The sequence below is a fragment of the Amphibacillus sp. Q70 genome, from assembly GCF_052055485.1.
Lineage (GTDB): Bacteria > Bacillota > Bacilli > Bacillales > Amphibacillaceae > Amphibacillus.
Map to the genome: position 1 here is coordinate 784530 of NZ_CP197171.1, position 17300 is coordinate 801829.

A 17300-nucleotide genomic window follows, 5' to 3' on the forward strand; every position below is an offset into this window, starting at 1 on the left:
CATTTTGCAACAGCTCCTAAAAGTATTTCGTTCAATCACTCTAAGCTAAAATCTAGTTCAGGTCCTTCAGGGACAATACCTGTTGGATTAATATTTTTGTGACTACCATAGTAGTGGTTTTTAATGTGATCAAAATGAATCGTCTCTTTAATGCCTGGATAATTATATAACTCTCTTGTATAACGCCAGAGATTTTTGTAATCCACAATCCGTTTAAGATTACATTTAAAGTGACCATGATAAACAGAGTCAAATCGAATCAGTGTAACAAATAAACGCCAATCTGCTTCAGTGATTTGCTGACCTACTAAATAGCGATTGGTCTCTAATCGTTCTTCTAGCTCATCAAGTACTTTAAACAGTTTTGTCACTTCTTCTTGATAAACCTCTTGCTTGGTCGCAAAACCTGCTTTATATACACCATTGTTGACATTATCGTATACTTTTTCATTGATTGCGTCGATCTCAGCTCGCAAATCTTCTGGATAATAATCGCCTGCTTTCGCACCTACTTCATCAAAGGCAGAATTGAACATCCGGAGAATTTCTGCTGACTCATTATTAACAATTTTACCTTGTTTTAAATCATAGAGTACGGGTACAGATACACGTCCACTGTAATTCGGATCAGCATGTACGTAGACTTGATACAAATAATCTGCATCCAGAATAGGATCTGGAATGACACCCTCACCAGACTCAAATGTCCAACCTCTACCATCTCTGATAGGGTTTACAACGGACACCGAGATCATCTCTTCTAGCCCTTTCAGTTTACGCATAATCATCGTTCGGTTCGCCCACGGACAAGCATGCGAAATATACAAATGATAGCGATTAGGTTCAGCTTTAAAGCCAGCTTCACCAGTTGGCCCAGCACTTCCGTCCTTCGTCACCCAACTACGAAATTGGGAGTCTTGTCGAATAAAACGTCCATCACTCTCTTTTACATCATCCGTCTTTTCATACCATTTACCCTCTACTAACAGCCCCATATTGATCTCCTTTCATTCACTTTTCTTATAGTTGAAACGCGTTTTCTAAACAAATTCCATACTTTCATTATAGGAAAAGTCCAACCAATGGACAAACAAGTTGATTGGTAGCAGATAGGGTGTGTTGATCTTCAAATAATGGCTAGCTCCAAAAAGTGTTGATTATGTCTGCCGTACCCTCAGGGTTATCTATGTTTGCTTCGTGTCCAGCACTTTGAATCATTTCTAATTTGGCACCCATTATCCGATTGCTTAATTGTTCAGCAACTTTCCGATTCGATCTATCCTTTTCACTACACAGTATCAGCGTTTTACAGGATACTTCTACTAAACGTTTGCTGAAATCCAGTTCTTTCATAGATTTTATTAACCCGATCATATCCCTTTTTGGTAAGCCCATTCTCTTAAATGATTCGGTTAGTTTGAAATAGGCAAAGGCTTAACTCTTGATATGCAAGTAGAGCAATTGCTGTCAAAAGTTAAGTGATGTCACTGTTGATCTATATTTTTTAAGAAAAATCGGGCAAATCCCGCCTGGTCTTTTTCTCCCTAGGGCCAAATTAGATTACATCCAATAATTTATATTCATAGCCATGTACCCCTCTATAATACTCTGGATACATTGCTCCTCCACATTGTTCACAGCTGAATTGAGGTGGAACACTTGGATCCAATGTTGCCAGATTAGTACAACCGCTAGTCCGTTTCATAATCATCTGTTACTGGCAATCGATTAAAAATAAAAGTAAAATCAACTTTGACGAAATACAGTCAAGTTAACGAAAATACAATCAACTTTGGCGAAATACAGTCAAGTTAGCAAAAATACAATCAACTTTGACAAAATACTGTCAAGTTAGCGAAAATACAATCAACTTTGACAAAATACAGTCAAGTTAGCGAAAATACAATCAACTTTGCTGAAATGCAGTCAAGTTCATCGGTTTGCAAACAAGTTCAAGGCTTTTTATACATCTTTCACAATTTATGCTTAATTTCTTCGCACGGACCTTTATTGCTAACTTGAGTTTTGCACCTTAAAAACTCAATAAAAAAGCTTTGGTGACGACCGGGCGCATTCTATCCTCATATTTTTCTTTGAAAGTTTCCCAATGTTGGTGCTCATCAAAAAAACAAACGTTTTAAAATATTTTTCTCCATATAGTTAAGATAACCTAGTTAAAAACACTGGAATAGAGCCCATTTTATATACGCTTATCTATTAAAAAAAAGACCTCCATTCAATCATAGAGGTCTTGGTAATAATCAGTCATGTAGATTGATAAATAGTTCATCCACCGTTGTATTTAAGACAGAAGCTAAATTAAAAGCTAACTGTAGGGTTGGGTCATATTTATTATTCTCAATCGCATTTATCGTTTGTCTTGAGACTTTACATCGTTTGGCAACCTCTTCTTGAGACAATTTTGATGCTTTTCTTAATTCACGAATTCGGTTCTCCATTTAACCACCGTACCTTTTCTTTGTGAATAATAAAGTAATTAAATAAATAATCGAAATCACAAAAAGCAAAATGAATGGATTCTCTCCTCTAAAAGAATGGTCTGTCCAATACGTAACATAAATTAATTCACCAATTCTTATCAATAGATAAAAAATTGTAACTGCAAATGTATAAGATTGAGCTTTCATCTTGATAAAGTTTTTTCTCTCGTCCCCTAATTGTGGCAATGAAGCAAGTGTCATAACGATTAGCAGCAAACTAACTGCTAAAACAGAAAAAAACACAATAACTATCCAGTCCATATTTTCATTCCCTCCAAAGAAAAATGTAAAAAGTTTTTGACACTTATTATTATATCATCGTCTCCATAAATGTCAAATACTTTTTACACCTCATGTGATCTATATAAAACCAAACTTCAATCAGTGAGGGTTAGATCTGCGCAGTGTAGACCATGCAAATCCAAGCTTTATGGACGGCTATCTGCAATAAAACTATTTCTCAAAACAATCTATTTGAATAATGTTAATAGCATGGGAGATAAAATCATACGTTTGGCTTAGCTGAACAGAAAGAACACTATGTCTATGGTTATCGGACTTTCTCAAATGATAAGCACTGAATGATACTTTTCTTTAAGATAAAATCTATCGAACCAAAACAAACAAGCATCAAATTTTACAAAACCATTTTGATGCTTGATAAATTATCCAAGAACTGTGGCAAAAATTTTTCATCAACGTTATTTCCTTCGTGTAGATAACCTCTATTTAATAAAGAGTTCATCAACAATTAGTTGTGAAACCATTGCCTTAATAATCAATGATTATATGTTTTAGCTTATACCTTTAATAAAACTTATAAACAAACGATTCAATCATGAATTTTCATTAAACAATCCATTGTTCAGCAGCAAAACCAATAGGTATACTAAAAAATAAGAGATTTGCTCTTTTATTATATCTTTCGCACCCGGAAATTATCCTGAAGTACCGCCCAATTTTGTGGAAATGGGATTCCTAGCACCCAGTAACTGACGCCCCGTAAGCCATATTCTTTGACCGTATCATATTTTGCCTGCATGCTCCTGGCATCTTCAAACCAAACCTCATGCTGCTGACCCGTTTCGTCGGTATAACGAAAAAAAGGCGACTGATAGGTTTCATCATATTGAATGGCAGCACCATATTGAATTGCCAATTGGGTCGCTTCTTTTGGACTAACAGTTCGTGCCGTCGTTCCCTGTTCCCATGGAATGCGCCAATCACGACCGTATAATGGTACACCCATTAGAATTTTATCTCGGGGAATAACGGTTACAGCGTAATCTAACACATCACGAACTTTATTGATTGGTGCTATCGCCCATGGTTCACCACCTGCCCATCCCCATTCGTACGTCATTAAAATAACAAAATCGACAATCTCTCCTTGAGCTTGGTAATCATGTGCCTCATATAGGAGTCCTTGTTGCTCAGTACTTTCCTTTGGAGCAAGTGCCGTCGCAACTGTGTATCCTTCTGGATGCAATCTGGCAACGGTCCTCCGTAAAAAATCATTATAATTTTCTCTATCTTCAGGATAAACATATTCAAAATCAATGTTGAGACCTGCATATCCCTTAACTCTCATGATCTGCAATAGATTATCAAGCAGTATTTCCTGAATATCCGGATTCCGCAATACAGCGGCTGCCAAATCCGAATCAAAATTGCTTTCCCGGAAATTTGTCAAGACTAATAGCGGCTGTATCTGATTTGCCCATGCCGCTTCAATCACCGGATCATCTTGCAGTTCCGTGACGCTACCGTCTTCACGCATGCTGTACATAAACGGAGAAAGATACGTAAAATTCCTGCCCAGTACAGTGACTTCCCCTGCTCCTTCTTGATTGATACTTGTCGTGTAGGCATTCACTTCTGTAACCGGTCGATCTCCCAGCGGAATCCGCAATTGACTGCCAGGATAAAGTATTGATGGATCCGTAAGATTATTTACCTGCAGCAATTGTTCAATCGTTGTACCATAGTTTTGTGCGATTTGCCAAAGAGTATCACCCGGCAGTACCGTATAAATCACATATGGAATTTCCAGCATTTGACCAACAAAAATCATCCCTGGATCAGAAATACTATTGTAAATAGCGAGTTCCTGTACTGTCACCCCATAACGCTGAGCTATTGTCCATATATTATCTCCCGGTTGGACAACATATTCCCGATTTGATTCAGGAACAACAAGCGACTGCCCAACAGCCAGTGCATTTGGATCATCCAACTCATTGACCAAAATGATCTGATTGAGATCGGCACCATAACGCTGGGCTATCAGCCATATCGTTTCCCCTTGTTGTACTGTATGAATGTACATTTTTTCCCCTCCATTTTAAATATTCTGTATACCATACTATTCATAGGGCGTTTGTCCCGTTCGTCCATTTTGTCTATCTATCACACAACAAAGCTTTAATTACCGTCGTAAGACTAGGACCCAGAATAAGAAAAGCACTTATTCTTGCGAGGCAACTGCTCCGTATCCTTCCATAGTATGGTTATTCGTCTCATAGAAAACCATTGTTGCGCCAAGTTTATGGATATTTATCTATAATAAATTAAGGCATACATTCATCATCTGGGCTTATGAAGAAGGTATTTCAATGGAGGAGGCTTCATATACCTGAACGCATACTAATCTGAAAGCAACGCATGATTATATCAAAACATCGAAGTAGATGAAAGAAATTAATTGAATTTTAATCTTACACTGCAAGTCGGTTTGTCAGTAAAAACATGGAATAATTGTAACTTGTTAGCGAAAAATTAGGAAGTTTTCAAGAAAGGGATAAAGCCTCTGTAGGAGAAAAATAACTACTATACTACTGTTTAAGTAGTAAGTTATAGTGAAAAAATCGCGTATAAACGATTATATTTTAATGAAGTGAAAGAAATTTCTAGTCTAAATTTCAAAGCAATTATTTGCTAGACTTACATTTGTCCTTTCATAGATGAATATCATGTGATTACCTCATATATGAGTAAGTGACCCATTATAAGCTTGTGGGTCACCTACTCGCTTCAAGTTCCTATGTGAATGGAAACAATCCTCGCATCGATAGTTTAATTAAATAAATTCAACATGTCTTTATTCCACTTTAATATTTCAACCAAATAAGTTGGTTGTTCTTCCATTGTTTCAGTAACAAGACCATTTTCCCAAACAAATGATTCAAACATTGCTTTTGTTGCTGTGATTTGCTCTTCAGCTTGCTGTTCATTAAGTTCAAACTCTTCTATAATTTCTTTCCTATATTTTTCTTTATTATTTTTGATTTGCATAAGAAACCTTGCTGATTCCTTTGGGGTTCCTTCTCCTTTAATGAACCGTTCAAAATACTCCTCATCCATATACCTTTTGGCGAGTGTGTAAAAACTTACATCTTTACCGTTCGAAAGGGGGCTACTGTAGTTTTTAAACGGTTTTAAGTCACTATTATCAAAGACAACATATCCTTTCTCACGCAACACATCGTTTTCATAATATTTATTTATTTCATTCATGAACGATGTGGCTTCTTGTTCGTTAGCAAAATAATGTTCAGCAATATGTTCTGCTTGTTTTAGTGCCATTTCCCGATACGCTGCTCGCTCCTCAGCATTTTTGTCAGGCATTGAAAGTGAACTGCGAATGGCTGAAGCTAATTCAGCAGCATAAAGTGATGCGTTTACAACCTTCCCCTCCAAAGTTTCTTTAATTGTTTGGTGGAGTGTGTTTTCTGGAAAATGATATTCGACACTTAAACTAAACTCATCTTCCAATCGGTTGTAGGCTTGTTCTTTTTCTAATTGTTCAAGTTTTCTCTTTTCAATCGCTTCATCACTATGATACTCTTCATAGAATTTTCGAAATTGCTTTAGCATCACATCATCTTTATTCGTTTCTTTAAACTTGAGTGATTGAATATACTTATTTTGAGATTCCTCGCTTATTGTTACAGTTGCTCCCTGAGTGTTAAATTTATTTTTATTGGGAATATTTTTATCGATAACGTTCTTAAAGGAAAAGCTGGACGTTTGTTGAACATGAGTGATTTTAAACAAGCTATTCATCCTTTCCATAATTGTTATTGGCCTCTACTTTATATATCGAATATAAGATAAATTTATTTAATTCTAAAATAAAGAACCTGGAGTATTTGAAATTTTGTAGGTGAGTAATCAAATTAGAACTATAGTGACCCACTTCCCTTAGAATAAGTTTTCGTCATGATAATCAGCTATTTCTAAAAGTGTGTTCTTACGTGTTAAATTAGTTTGATTCATCACGCATACCTCCATAAGTTTATTATTATAAGCACATTAACTATACGGGACTTACAATGACCTTTTTTTATTTATTTGGTTGTTTTCTTTTATTTTACAAAAAATCTATTAAATAAAATCTGCATATCTTTTTCCGTTCTATGAGTTCCTACAAATAGCTTGATCCTTTTGTCTAGAATGATAGATAGTTAAAGAAAGGAAGTGCAACTTCAATAGGACTTAAAGGTTATCATTAATTTCCCATAAAACGATAACATTCTAACATAATTAGTATTGAGGATAACATGAGGGTTACAGAGAGAAATTAAAAAGAGAGGTTATTTTAACCTTAGCAATCGTAAAAGATTGAACTGACTAAGGAACCGATAAGAATACAGGATTAAAAATATCGACAATGCTTTTAATGCAATTATTTTAAATAATAAAGATCGAATTGATGCCTAAAAAGATGACTATTCCGAAAACCGGATATATTACAGGCATCATCACCCATCCGCTTATACCAAACGTATATAAAAATACAGGGATAAACACGGATAATACAAAACCAGGATAGGTTTGGACAATATCTGTCAAAGGAAAAGCTATTGATCAAAGACAAGTCAGGTATTACTGGAATCAGATTATCTAATAAACTAACAATGGTAATGAGTGATCCTACTAAAATTAATGGTAATATTATCATTACAGCATCTTGAATAGCTGATATCCATGGATTTTTTGTGATTTTATTTACAACGGGAGTAAATTTCTCTGTCATAAACTTCATGATTCTCTGCATTTCAATCCCACCTTATTATGTGAATTTCAATACTATATTTTAAAATATCAACTTGGTTAATCTTCCAGAATTAAATCCAATGCTCTGTTACCATCCAAGGAACCATAAATATCTTGAGGAATAATAGATATTTTGATATTTCTATCTTTTGTTTGCTCTTTTAATGTTTCTTCCTTATACGCCAAGTGCGGTCCAATTAATAAACAATCGATATTATCAATATGCTCTTCCAACTCTGACTCACTTCTTGCTTTTACAGAAACTTCGATTTTCCTCTTTTTCGCTGCTTTTCTAATGGCTCCTGCAATAAATCCACTGGATGCTCCCGCTCCGCAAATTAAAAGTATATTTTTCATTTTACTTCCTCCTTTCACTATAATATTACCAAGCAAAGAAAACACTTACATTATTCTGCTTAATAACAAGGACATTCTTACTATTTGATTTATTGTTTAATTTCTTCATATAGTTTTATAATTTCTCGCATCATATTAATTTCAGACTTCACAGTCATTAATGTATCTTGAGCATGACCAAACAACGGAGAATATGGTATTTCTGTCCCTTCTGCTTCTGTTTGCAAAATATCTGTTTGCACTCTATGGGCTCTTGTAATCTCCTTATTCGCCTGTTGCAATAATTTATCTATTTCATTGAACTCTCCCTTTGAAGCTTTATTTACTACTTTAAATACAAATTCTCTTGCATTTCCTGCATGTAATATTACATTCATTGAGATTGTTATAATCTCTTCTTTCTTTACTTGTTCCACTGTACTTCGCCACCTTGTCTATAAAATTAAGCAAATTTAATGTCCTCTTCTTTTAAGAAATGTACATTTAAACTGAAACATTGATGCGACTGATGAAGTTACCATTTATGTGCTTGGTTAATTTCATTCTAACTACCACTTTCCCAATTAACATCTATACTTCTTTCCTGTTACAAGGAAATATAGCTAAATATATGATTTCTTTTTTGATTACCTTCGTGCTTTAGAAAAGTTACCATGCAAAAGAAAGGCGAAAAAATCACAGAATGGTAGCTTGTATTTAACTTTTATTATATATTTTGGTTTTCCAGTATTTTATGTTAAACTACGTTTGAAAAGTGAGTTACTCACGAACAATCAGATAAGGAGTTAACTAAAAATGAGGCCAATTTAAATCTCTCTCTGTTTTAATATATAACTAATCTAAACAGAGAGATTACTATAAAACTGAATAAGAATTTCTTGTTTTTGCTGATGGGATAGCAAGTGCAAAAGCTTAAATAAAATCGAAGCACTTTTCATTGAAGTAGTGTATCTCTCTGTTATCGAGGAGAGAATTAAATTGAAGACATTACTTATTAACAGAAATTTTAGATATATGTGGGGCTCAGAATTCCTTTCTATTTTAAATGGTAGATTTAGAGAGTTAGTGATCCCATTAATTGTATTAGGTTTAACCCGTTCACCGCTTGTTACAGCTCTCGTCGCTTTATCTCAGCAATTAGGTACGATTCTATTTGCGATACCCATCGGAACATGGATAGAAAATAAGAATAAAGTCAGGGTTGCTAGTTTTTGTCATTTCCTTTATGGAATAGGTATCTTGATCCTTGCCTTTCTGCTGGCAACAAACAATCTCAATGCTATTACCATTGCTTTATTATTGTTCATAATGGGCTTAGTTGCGTTAATTAGCAGAACAGCATTTACTTCGATGATTCCTAATATTGCCGGTAGGAAGAACTTATTAAGAGCACATACAAATATCGAAGCGGCAGATGCCATTGCAACTGTGATCGGTCCTGCATTAGGCGGAATACTACTAGCAAAAACAGGTTCGGTATTAACATTGGTTATTTGTGCAACTTTGTCTCTTTTATCTTCTTTATTTATTGCTTTTATTCGCAATAGAGAAGATTTTATCAAAGCAGAGGAAGACTATGTAGCAAAAAATAAATTAAATGCCTTTCTAAGAAAATCATTGGATAGCATGAGGATTTTGATAGATAACCCACAACAGCTGATTAGTACATTGGCAATGTGTATATTGGGCTTTACAACGGTGTTCATCTCATTAACCATTATTTTTTACGCCCAAATAACGATGGGGTTATCAGAAGGGTTAATAGGCGTTTTATTATCGAGTGCTGGTGTTGGTAATATTGCAGGCATCTTTTTGATCAATCTATTTAAAAATAAAAATTGGATGACGCTGATTAGTACATTAATGATTATTTCTGGGATAGGGATATTAATGATTACAGCTACGGACATTTTTATCATCATGTGCTTAGGGATGGCTATTTTTGACTGTGCGCTCTCGATGGCTTTTATTGTCCAAGGGGCTGTTCATCAAGGGATTACTCCCAATGAATTTTTAACAAGGGTTAGAAGCTCTACCTACGTTATCGGTGGTATATGTTCGATGTTGGGTACTTTTTTAGCGGGGGCTCTTCCTGAAGTTATGACTGGGAAAACCGTTTTGCTTATAGGCGCTTTTATCCTTTTAATTCCAGCTTTAATCATTATTCGTTCTAGAAAATTCGGTGTGGCACTAAGCAAAGTTAAGCCCATTTATCCAGACAAAAAAATGTAACTGAAACAGCATATGACGTTCTCGATGATTCTATTGTTTTTTTATCAAGAATGGATTGAAAAGGATGATTGGAATATGGAATCTTGCCATTTCTTTAAACCGAAACTTCAATCAGTGGATTAAGTCTACACGATATAGGTTATGCGGGTCTTTTCAGTGGGGCGAGTCATCGCACTAAGGAAAGCGACTTTAGAAGTCACAATGTTAGAAAAACTTGGCTTATCGGCAAGTCTTTTTGGCGAATGCCATCGTTTTACTTATACTATCGTCAATAAAATCTTTTATTTTTTGATAGTGCAAGAATAAGTGTCTTTCTTATTCTGAGGCCCAAACGTTATTGCTCATAAACCATAACAATTAATTTCTTAATAAAACAAAAGACTGTTCTATACAAGGAACAGTCTTTTGTTTTTAACATCCATTTAATTTTTTCTACCACGGAGATAATAACCATTGATTAACGAATCGATAGTTTATCAATTATATTTACAATCTCTTCATCGTTACCTGTTTCAATATAAATGCGTTCTGTACTATTAATGATATTCTCAGTATACTCTTCCATTGGCTCGTCTATCTGTTCATGACTAGGCCAGTGTGAAGGAAGCTCATATAAATTAATTGTACCATCTCCATTACCGCTATAAGTCACTGTGCCCTCTGCCATCACTTGTCCTTGTAGTGTAATAACATTTTCCGGAAAATCTACACTATCATCATCATAAGGATTCACTTGCTCCCCAGCTGAAGTATGGGAAACGTTCAATTCCTCAATATCTTGATTACCTATCATTTGCAACCAAACACGAGCATATTCAATTTCCTCAGAAGAATAGGCAGATAATGCATCATCATCTATACTTTCGGTTTCGTTACTAGAAATGGAATTATTAGATATAGACCCTGCATCAGCTTCATTCTCATCTATCAAATCATTTTCTGAACTGTCTGCTGCTGGAGATTCATCATCCTCTTTGTGATTCATTTCTTCCTGATCATCCGCTTCTGTTTCTGTCTCAGGAGCGGAACCATTTTCTGAATCAGCCTCTGTCCCTTCTGGATTATTCCCGCATCCAACCAAGATTGCAATAAATGCCACTAGAGCCATATTTAAAAATAAAAATTTCATAAATCTTTTCATTATGTAGTACTTCCCTTCATTAAAATGTAGTTTTTGTTCAAGGAATTGCTTTATATTTGTTAAGGTTTCTCTTTCTTGACCAATGGCCCAATTTTTTCTTTCTAACACTCTCCTTGACCCTATAGCTCATATAAAGTATAAACTAATTGTAAGCACTAAAATAGGGGGAGATTACTTAAAATGAAACAATCCATTCGTTACCGATCATTTCAAAAGAAAGATATTAAATCGTTAGTCTCTGTAATTATTGATACCTGGGACTATGAAAAGATGTTCTCTAAGAAAGTAGCGTATCATTTTGCTCATATCTTTCTCTATTCTGAACTTATACGTCAATCATTTACACAAGTAGCTGAAATAGATGGACAGACAATTGGCATTATTATTGGTGACTTAAAAAATGAACGTAAAAGTAAGAACAACCTCTTATATTGGCCGAAATTCTTATGGCATGTTAGTCAGCTCTTACTTTTAAAACAGGGAAGAAGTGTTCTGATCAATTACGGGTATAGGAGCCTAGCCTCAAATAGAGACATGCTAAATCGTTTAAATGAATCCTTTGAAACTGAATTAGCTCTTTTTGTGGTAAGTCCAAAAGTTCAGGGACTAGGTGTTGGTTCAAGACTATATCACTACTTCTTAGAAATATTGCAACAAAAAAAGATAGCAAAATTCTTTTTATATACAGATACTACCTGTAATTTTGGCTTCTATCAACATAAAGGATTGAAGCGATTATTAGCAGTCAAAAAGCAGATGTCTTCTCCTATAAATAAAGAAATTGAGTATTATATTTATAAGGGAAAGGTCACTTAATAAGAATTGCTATCCACCAAATCTATGTGAGAGAACTGAATTAGCAAAGAAATCGTGGGGAATATCTAATTAAATACTTCAAAGTTGGTGGAAGTGATAAGAGTTATTATAACAAGTATTAGGGTAGTTTCTTGTAGTATGCTTTCTTGCATATGAAAATACACCATGTCCTAACTACGAAAATCTAATTTCACATAAGACGAAACTTCAATCAGTGAGAGCTTTTCGGCGCACAAGTCTTTTCGGTGGGGTTGCGATTAGTCACCCCACCGAAAGGACTTGTGAAAACACTTGTGTGACGTCCGGTTACCCTGAGTTTTACGGACGGTTATCTGTGATAATCAAGTTGATTTTTATACTGATAGATAACGTGAATTTGAACCAGAATATATTCGAAGTGATTGTGAAATCAATTCAATTAAGTGTGTTGAGATAAGGGACTGGAAGTAGTTATTAATCTCCAATAATTACTTTAATATAGATATGGACAATCGTTAAGCAAAACCTTTGAAAAATAATATTCGAGTGGAATTTAAATTTAAATTCCTACCCGAATATTAGAAATGAACCATTATAATTGTTGCTTCATTTTTTCGATTTCTTCAATATCTAAATGTGTAACCTCAGCAATAAACTCCAAATCAACATCTTTTTTCAACATTTCAATCACAACTTTCCTGACACCAATCTCTTTCCCTTTCTCTTCATAAGAAATGGGTATTTCAAAAATCTCATCTGCTTCTGGCAATTTATTGACTTCGTCCATTAACTGTTCCTCCTCTTCTAGTGTTAGTTTTAAATAGGTTTCGAAAAAGCCGTAAAGTAGTCTTTGTTTTGCGGGATTGAGTTCCATTCGAGTGATCATGCGCAAGAATTCCTTCTTAACTTGCACGCGTTCGTCTTTGTTATAACCCATTTGACTCATTAAGGCAGCTGCAGCGGGATTGTCAGAATGAATGTAATCATATCAATTCTTTTTACGAAGATGTAAGGTCATGTAGTTGAACGTTAGCACGTGAAAAAATGGAAAGCCCATCGTAAATTGCTTTTCTCCCCAGTCCTCCTCGTAGCTAAAGACAGCAAGTGGGATAATGGGTTTTTGATATTTATTATATAAAAGACTAAAATAGTGATACATTCGTTCATTGAAATCAGACTGCTTATAGCTTTGGGGCTCAATATGCACGATGATGACAACATCTGTGTCTTTCAAAGTTGTTTCAATCACAATATCCAGCCTTCGAGTATCTCCGTCTAGCAAATTTGTAAACACTTCTTCGGACAGGGGCTTCATTCTCTGGAAATTGATATTTTCGTGAACGTCAGGGAAAAACGCTTCGAGAAATTCACGGAAAAAGGTGTGGATTAATTCTTTGTACAGTTGGTCGTGTTTGATGTGAGTGGATTCTGGAGGCGTTTCTTTGATAAGTAGTGGCATGGCTGCCATGAAATCACTTCCTTGGTAGGTTTTTTGGATGAGGTAGCAAAGATGGAGGATCTAGCTATAATATAGCATGGTTCTACAAGTAGATCAATAGACTGAGCCATTAATACTCTCGTTATATACCTTTAAATTAAAATCTTGATTTAACTATATTATATTACTAATTCCCATTTCTAAATGTCTTGTTAATATAGACTATAAATAAGGATTTTAATGTGAATCGAATCAAATTTCATAGGTATTTGGCTACCCTATTGTTACTTTATGTTGTTAAAGGTTTTCTCAAAATAGAGGATTTTCAATAGCGTAAACACCAAAAGAATGGTACACAAAGATATTGAACAACTACTCAATTAAAAATAACTCATATCAAATTTCAAGCCCAACTGACTTATAGTTAATTGGGACTTTTTGTACCTAGCGCCATCACTCAGCGATTAACAGACTTCCTTCATCTCTATACGATAAAGAAGACTTGCCGATTAGCTTTACTAGAGTCTAGTCGCACTTATGTGAGGCTCCCGACCTTCTAGAACTCAGTTCAGCCCGTCCTATCGCTGAGTGGGCACTTAAGACTTTATTCTATTAGACTATATTACATTTCATGAATCTTTTTAGACATTTGTTTCTTGTTTAATCTCTCTAGTCCATTCAACTTCTTCAGGATTATAGTAATTCCCTTTTGACTTATTCAATACAACCATATTGATGACTACTCCTAAGATTAAAAAGGCGAATGAACCTACTATATAAGTTTGTCGAATCTCGAATAGTTCAGCAAACAACCCGATCGCAGCTGTAAATAGGGTAACGAACAAAGCCTCTACCATCCCAAAAACACTTGAAAATCTCCCCATCATTTCTACTGGAACATTATTTTGATAGAAGGTTAAAAACCCTGTATTTGCGAACGACAGCCCAAATGTTAATGTAAGAAATCCAATAGCCGCCCCAATAAAAGCACTCGAAAAGGCAAATATTAAATAACCAACCGAAGTCAAGATCGTTCCAAACCCCATTAGTATATTTAGTTTCAAGTATTTAGCGAATAAAGCATTTGCTAACGAACCTAATATAATCCCTATCCCCGCTACACTGACAAGAAAGCCATAAGTACTTTCAGATAATGAAAGAACTTCAGTAGCAAATACAGCTTCCAAAGAATCTAGGGCACTCATAAATACGATCACCCCACTAAAAAGAACATAGACCAAGGCGACATGAGCATTCGATTTACTAAAGCAGACAACCTTTTTCCAATCATTCGCAATTATTGCAAGGTTGATTTTTCCTGAAATCACTTTTTCATTTCGTAACTCCAGGTTAGGAAGCAAAAGAATAATAACAGCTGATATAAATAAAGCGACAGCATTGAGCTGAATGGCTAGGTATGGAGAACCCATCATAAACAGTGAACCTGCAATAGAGGGGCCCAATATAAATCCACATGAATTAATAAAATTTCTAAGTGAATTAAACCTTTGCCGATCTCCTTTAGGCACTAATTTAGTCATATATACCATAGAAGTCGGTCCAAAAATTGAACTCGCTATGTTAATCACAAAAACGAATACATAAATCAGAACGATTGAATCGATAAATGGAAATACAAGTATAAGCGACGCTTTAATTACATCCAATGAAATCATTAAATTTCTTTTATTTAACCGATCAATAAAACTCCCCGACCAGAAGTTTGTACATAATGTTGCTACGGGTAATAATATATAAAGGATGGACACGGCTAATGGTGAACCTGTCATATCCAATACAATTAGGTTAAGTGCAATTAAATAAACCCATGCCCCGATATTTGAAGTCCCAATGCCTAGCAAAAGTAATACTGGATCTTTCCACTTCATAAACTTCATTTTCTCACTCCTAAATTCAATATTTTTTATTTCTCAATAAAAAAGAATCTCACCCCCAAAGCGATTAACTTTGAGGACGAGACTCCTTGAATTTAGAAGTTCGTGGTGCCACCCCACTTTGTTTCTATGTCACCATAGAAACCTTTTCAAGTACGACAAAAATTTAAATAATTGTGTATACTCTATCTCTATAACGGGAGAACCCGACACATCATCCGTAAACTAAAAACTTCCCATGTGTGGCTCCGAGACTTGTTTCAATGTATGATTACATCCTCCATTTCCAGCTTACTGGAGTTCTCTGTTATGCTTGCATACATTTACTCTTCTCTTCATTGCCTGTTTGATATATCTAATGGATCAAGTAAAACTTAGTATTGAACATATTAGCCTAACAGAGCCTCTATGTCAACTTTATTTTAAATTATTCCGTATTTTGCCAACCTATTTTGCTATTTTAATTAATATTAGGTTATTTAGCATTATCCATTCCTTCGATTATTGGAAATATTATTTGGCTAACTTCCAAAAGTTTGGTCCATAGTTATTGTTCTTAATAAAAATGTCCAATTCATTGAAAGGCAAGTTTTCTCCTACTTTTAATGTATAGCTTTTATTATTTATAGGGGAACCAAAAGAAAAGTCTAATTGTTTGTCGCTAAGATTAAATAGTACAGAATGAACAGTTCCAAAATTTTCTTCAAAATTGTGTACCGTTACACCATTAGGGTATTCTTTTAGCATTAATTGTTGTAATGCATTCTTTGTAATCAGATGGTTATTTTCTAAGTTGTTTTTTAAGAAATTATACCGCATTTGAGATTGCTCTAATTTACCGTATTCTAACTTAATTATTTCTGGTATGAGTGCATGATTGGTTGCAATAAAAAAGCCTGATTTTTTATTCCCTCTTTCTACACCCTTTTTCCCATCATAAGTTTCTATTAAAGCGGTGTTACCGTCTGCATCTGCTAGAAGCAAATTCATATTCGTTCCAATAGGCATATTCTCCAAATAAATAATTCCTTCCTCAACATCTTTGCAATTTTCAAGTAAAGCTCTTACTATTACCATAAATTGCAGACCCTTTATGCTAGGCTTTTTCATTCCTGGATAATTTCCAATTGGAATGCCACATGAGGCGAAAGCTACACAGAATCCCCTTTCATTTAAGCCTTCACTTCGACCAAAGTAAGAAACGGAGAATCCGGTATGACTGTACTTCCCTTTTACCTTTGTTGTACAGAGTCTCATATCAGATATAGCTGGTGACAAATCATAATTTCTAAGCAGATAGGTTTTACCATCACTTGTTTTAGATGGCAAAACAGCGCCTAAACTACATCCCCCCGGTTGTAGCAAAGCTTGATCAAAGAAATTAAGATAACTAGGTCTTACATTTAATGAATCTGAAAACCCTTGTAGCTCTTCGTTTAAACCCGGACAATACTGGTTTATTAGTTTTTCCATATCCTTAATTTTCTCCGCACCTATTGGCTCAGATGATATCAATACATCCCTTGCATTAGGAACCTTTTTTATTTCCTCTCCCTGCCTTCTACCAATCTCATAGCTATCACCTTCAAGGTAAGAAAAAGAAGCTTGAATTAAATCCTTCATCTTTGTCATCTCCAGTCCAAATTAATAATTAATACCTTAGTTATACGTGGGTGGTCTTTTTCAAATGGCATTTATCAAGAGAAAAACTGATTTCTTCAAATGAAGAATATCACCCATCAGCAGCTCCTTGTATTTCCTTCACAATACTGGGGTCAAATTCGGTAAGGATAAGTTTGCATTGTTCTCCGAATTTTAACTTTTCTTCTGTTACTTTCGGGAACCGAAATCCATTTTAATCACAGATAACCATCCGTAAAACT

The 17300-nt window shown here is 34.9% G+C and carries 16 protein-coding genes, 1 pseudogene and 1 other annotated feature; of the genes and pseudogenes, 2 read left to right on the forward strand and 15 right to left on the reverse strand.

Annotated elements, in window-relative coordinates; translation table 11 throughout:
* Nucleotides 1–35 precede the first annotated feature (35 nt).
* From ACS127_RS03520 to ACS127_RS03565, 10 genes and pseudogenes are all read right to left on the reverse strand, one after another.
* Entirely contained in the window at nucleotides 36–995 is a 960-nt protein-coding gene (locus tag ACS127_RS03520) for a glutathione S-transferase family protein (protein WP_440897067.1), read from the reverse strand.
* 142 nt (nucleotides 996–1137) lie between these two features.
* Nucleotides 1138–1374, reverse strand: a complete 237-nt coding sequence (locus ACS127_RS03525) for an alpha/beta fold hydrolase (protein ID WP_440897068.1) — start codon at nucleotides 1372–1374, stop codon at nucleotides 1138–1140.
* 181 nt (nucleotides 1375–1555) lie between these two features.
* A complete protein-coding gene (locus ACS127_RS03530; RefSeq protein WP_440897069.1) occupies nucleotides 1556–1705 on the reverse strand; it encodes a hypothetical protein in 150 nt (49 codons plus the stop codon).
* A 556-nt stretch (nucleotides 1706–2261) separates the two neighbouring features.
* Entirely contained in the window at nucleotides 2262–2459 is a 198-nt protein-coding gene (locus ACS127_RS03535) for a helix-turn-helix transcriptional regulator (RefSeq protein ID WP_440897070.1), read from the reverse strand.
* Complete coding sequence (locus ACS127_RS03540) at nucleotides 2460–2762, reverse strand: hypothetical protein (RefSeq protein ID WP_440897071.1); 303 nt, start codon at nucleotides 2760–2762, stop codon at nucleotides 2460–2462.
* 655 nt (nucleotides 2763–3417) lie between these two features.
* The gene (locus tag ACS127_RS03545) at nucleotides 3418–4830 is read right to left on the reverse strand and encodes a LysM peptidoglycan-binding domain-containing protein (RefSeq protein WP_440897072.1); all 1413 of its coding nucleotides are present in this window, start codon (nucleotides 4828–4830) and stop codon (nucleotides 3418–3420) included.
* Nucleotides 4831–5576: 746 nt separating this feature from the next.
* On the reverse strand, nucleotides 5577–6557 hold the full coding sequence (locus tag ACS127_RS03550; protein WP_440897073.1) for a hypothetical protein: 981 nt from the start codon (nucleotides 6555–6557) through the stop codon (nucleotides 5577–5579).
* 681 nt (nucleotides 6558–7238) lie between these two features.
* A pseudogene (locus tag ACS127_RS03555) lies at nucleotides 7239–7358 on the reverse strand (hypothetical protein); the annotation flags it as partial.
* Between the two features lie 258 nt (nucleotides 7359–7616).
* Entirely contained in the window at nucleotides 7617–7916 is a 300-nt protein-coding gene (locus ACS127_RS03560; protein ID WP_440897074.1) for a PTS sugar transporter subunit IIB, read from the reverse strand.
* Between the two features lie 89 nt (nucleotides 7917–8005).
* A complete protein-coding gene (locus ACS127_RS03565; RefSeq protein ID WP_440897075.1) occupies nucleotides 8006–8332 on the reverse strand; it encodes a PTS lactose/cellobiose transporter subunit IIA in 327 nt (108 codons plus the stop codon).
* Between the two features lie 562 nt (nucleotides 8333–8894).
* Between ACS127_RS03565 and ACS127_RS03570 the strand changes: the two genes are divergently transcribed.
* The gene (locus ACS127_RS03570) at nucleotides 8895–10148 is read left to right on the forward strand and encodes an MFS transporter (protein WP_440897076.1); all 1254 of its coding nucleotides are present in this window, start codon (nucleotides 8895–8897) and stop codon (nucleotides 10146–10148) included.
* Between the two features lie 457 nt (nucleotides 10149–10605).
* On the opposite strand, the gene ACS127_RS03575 is transcribed toward ACS127_RS03570, so the two are convergent.
* Nucleotides 10606–11397 (reverse strand): hypothetical protein, encoded by a 792-nt coding sequence (locus ACS127_RS03575; protein ID WP_440897077.1) that lies wholly within the window; start codon nucleotides 11395–11397, stop codon nucleotides 10606–10608.
* Between the two features lie 72 nt (nucleotides 11398–11469).
* Between ACS127_RS03575 and ACS127_RS03580 the strand changes: the two genes are divergently transcribed.
* Nucleotides 11470–12105 (forward strand): GNAT family N-acetyltransferase, encoded by a 636-nt coding sequence (locus ACS127_RS03580; RefSeq protein WP_440897078.1) that lies wholly within the window; start codon nucleotides 11470–11472, stop codon nucleotides 12103–12105.
* Between the two features lie 571 nt (nucleotides 12106–12676).
* On the opposite strand, the gene ACS127_RS03585 is transcribed toward ACS127_RS03580, so the two are convergent.
* The 4 genes from ACS127_RS03585 to ACS127_RS03600 form a co-directional block, all read right to left on the reverse strand.
* Nucleotides 12677–13030, reverse strand: coding sequence for a hypothetical protein (locus tag ACS127_RS03585; RefSeq protein WP_440897079.1), 354 nt, complete (start codon nucleotides 13028–13030; stop codon nucleotides 12677–12679).
* A gap of 42 nt (nucleotides 13031–13072) precedes the next feature.
* Nucleotides 13073–13552 (reverse strand): Rpn family recombination-promoting nuclease/putative transposase, encoded by a 480-nt coding sequence (locus ACS127_RS03590; protein ID WP_440897080.1) that lies wholly within the window; start codon nucleotides 13550–13552, stop codon nucleotides 13073–13075.
* 611 nt (nucleotides 13553–14163) lie between these two features.
* Entirely contained in the window at nucleotides 14164–15420 is a 1257-nt protein-coding gene (locus ACS127_RS03595) for an MFS transporter (RefSeq protein WP_440897081.1), read from the reverse strand.
* 69 nt (nucleotides 15421–15489) lie between these two features.
* Nucleotides 15490–15765: a binding site (T-box leader), on the reverse strand.
* Between the two features lie 165 nt (nucleotides 15766–15930).
* Entirely contained in the window at nucleotides 15931–17040 is a 1110-nt protein-coding gene (locus ACS127_RS03600; protein ID WP_440897082.1) for a C45 family autoproteolytic acyltransferase/hydolase, read from the reverse strand.
* Nucleotides 17041–17300: the final 260 nt, after the last annotated feature.

Excerpts from the sequence above, each read along its gene's own strand:
- ACS127_RS03520 (WP_440897067.1), bottom strand. The coding sequence starts at position 995 with ATGGGGCTGTTAGTAGAGGGTAAATGGTATGAAAAGACGGATGATGTA.
- ACS127_RS03525 (WP_440897068.1), bottom strand. The coding sequence starts at position 1,374 with ATGATCGGGTTAATAAAATCTATGAAAGAACTGGATTTCAGCAAACGT.
- ACS127_RS03530 (WP_440897069.1), bottom strand. The coding sequence starts at position 1,705 with ATGAAACGGACTAGCGGTTGTACTAATCTGGCAACATTGGATCCAAGT.
- ACS127_RS03535 (WP_440897070.1), bottom strand. The coding sequence starts at position 2,459 with ATGGAGAACCGAATTCGTGAATTAAGAAAAGCATCAAAATTGTCTCAA.
- ACS127_RS03540 (WP_440897071.1), bottom strand. The coding sequence starts at position 2,762 with ATGGACTGGATAGTTATTGTGTTTTTTTCTGTTTTAGCAGTTAGTTTG.
- ACS127_RS03545 (WP_440897072.1), bottom strand. The coding sequence starts at position 4,830 with ATGTACATTCATACAGTACAACAAGGGGAAACGATATGGCTGATAGCC.
- ACS127_RS03560 (WP_440897074.1), bottom strand. The coding sequence starts at position 7,916 with ATGAAAAATATACTTTTAATTTGCGGAGCGGGAGCATCCAGTGGATTT.
- ACS127_RS03580 (WP_440897078.1), top strand. The coding sequence starts at position 11,470 with ATGAAACAATCCATTCGTTACCGATCATTTCAAAAGAAAGATATTAAA.
- ACS127_RS03585 (WP_440897079.1), bottom strand. The coding sequence starts at position 13,030 with ATGAGTCAAATGGGTTATAACAAAGACGAACGCGTGCAAGTTAAGAAG.
- ACS127_RS03590 (WP_440897080.1), bottom strand. The coding sequence starts at position 13,552 with ATGGCAGCCATGCCACTACTTATCAAAGAAACGCCTCCAGAATCCACT.
- ACS127_RS03595 (WP_440897081.1), bottom strand. The coding sequence starts at position 15,420 with ATGAAGTTTATGAAGTGGAAAGATCCAGTATTACTTTTGCTAGGCATT.
- ACS127_RS03600 (WP_440897082.1), bottom strand. The coding sequence starts at position 17,040 with ATGAAGGATTTAATTCAAGCTTCTTTTTCTTACCTTGAAGGTGATAGC.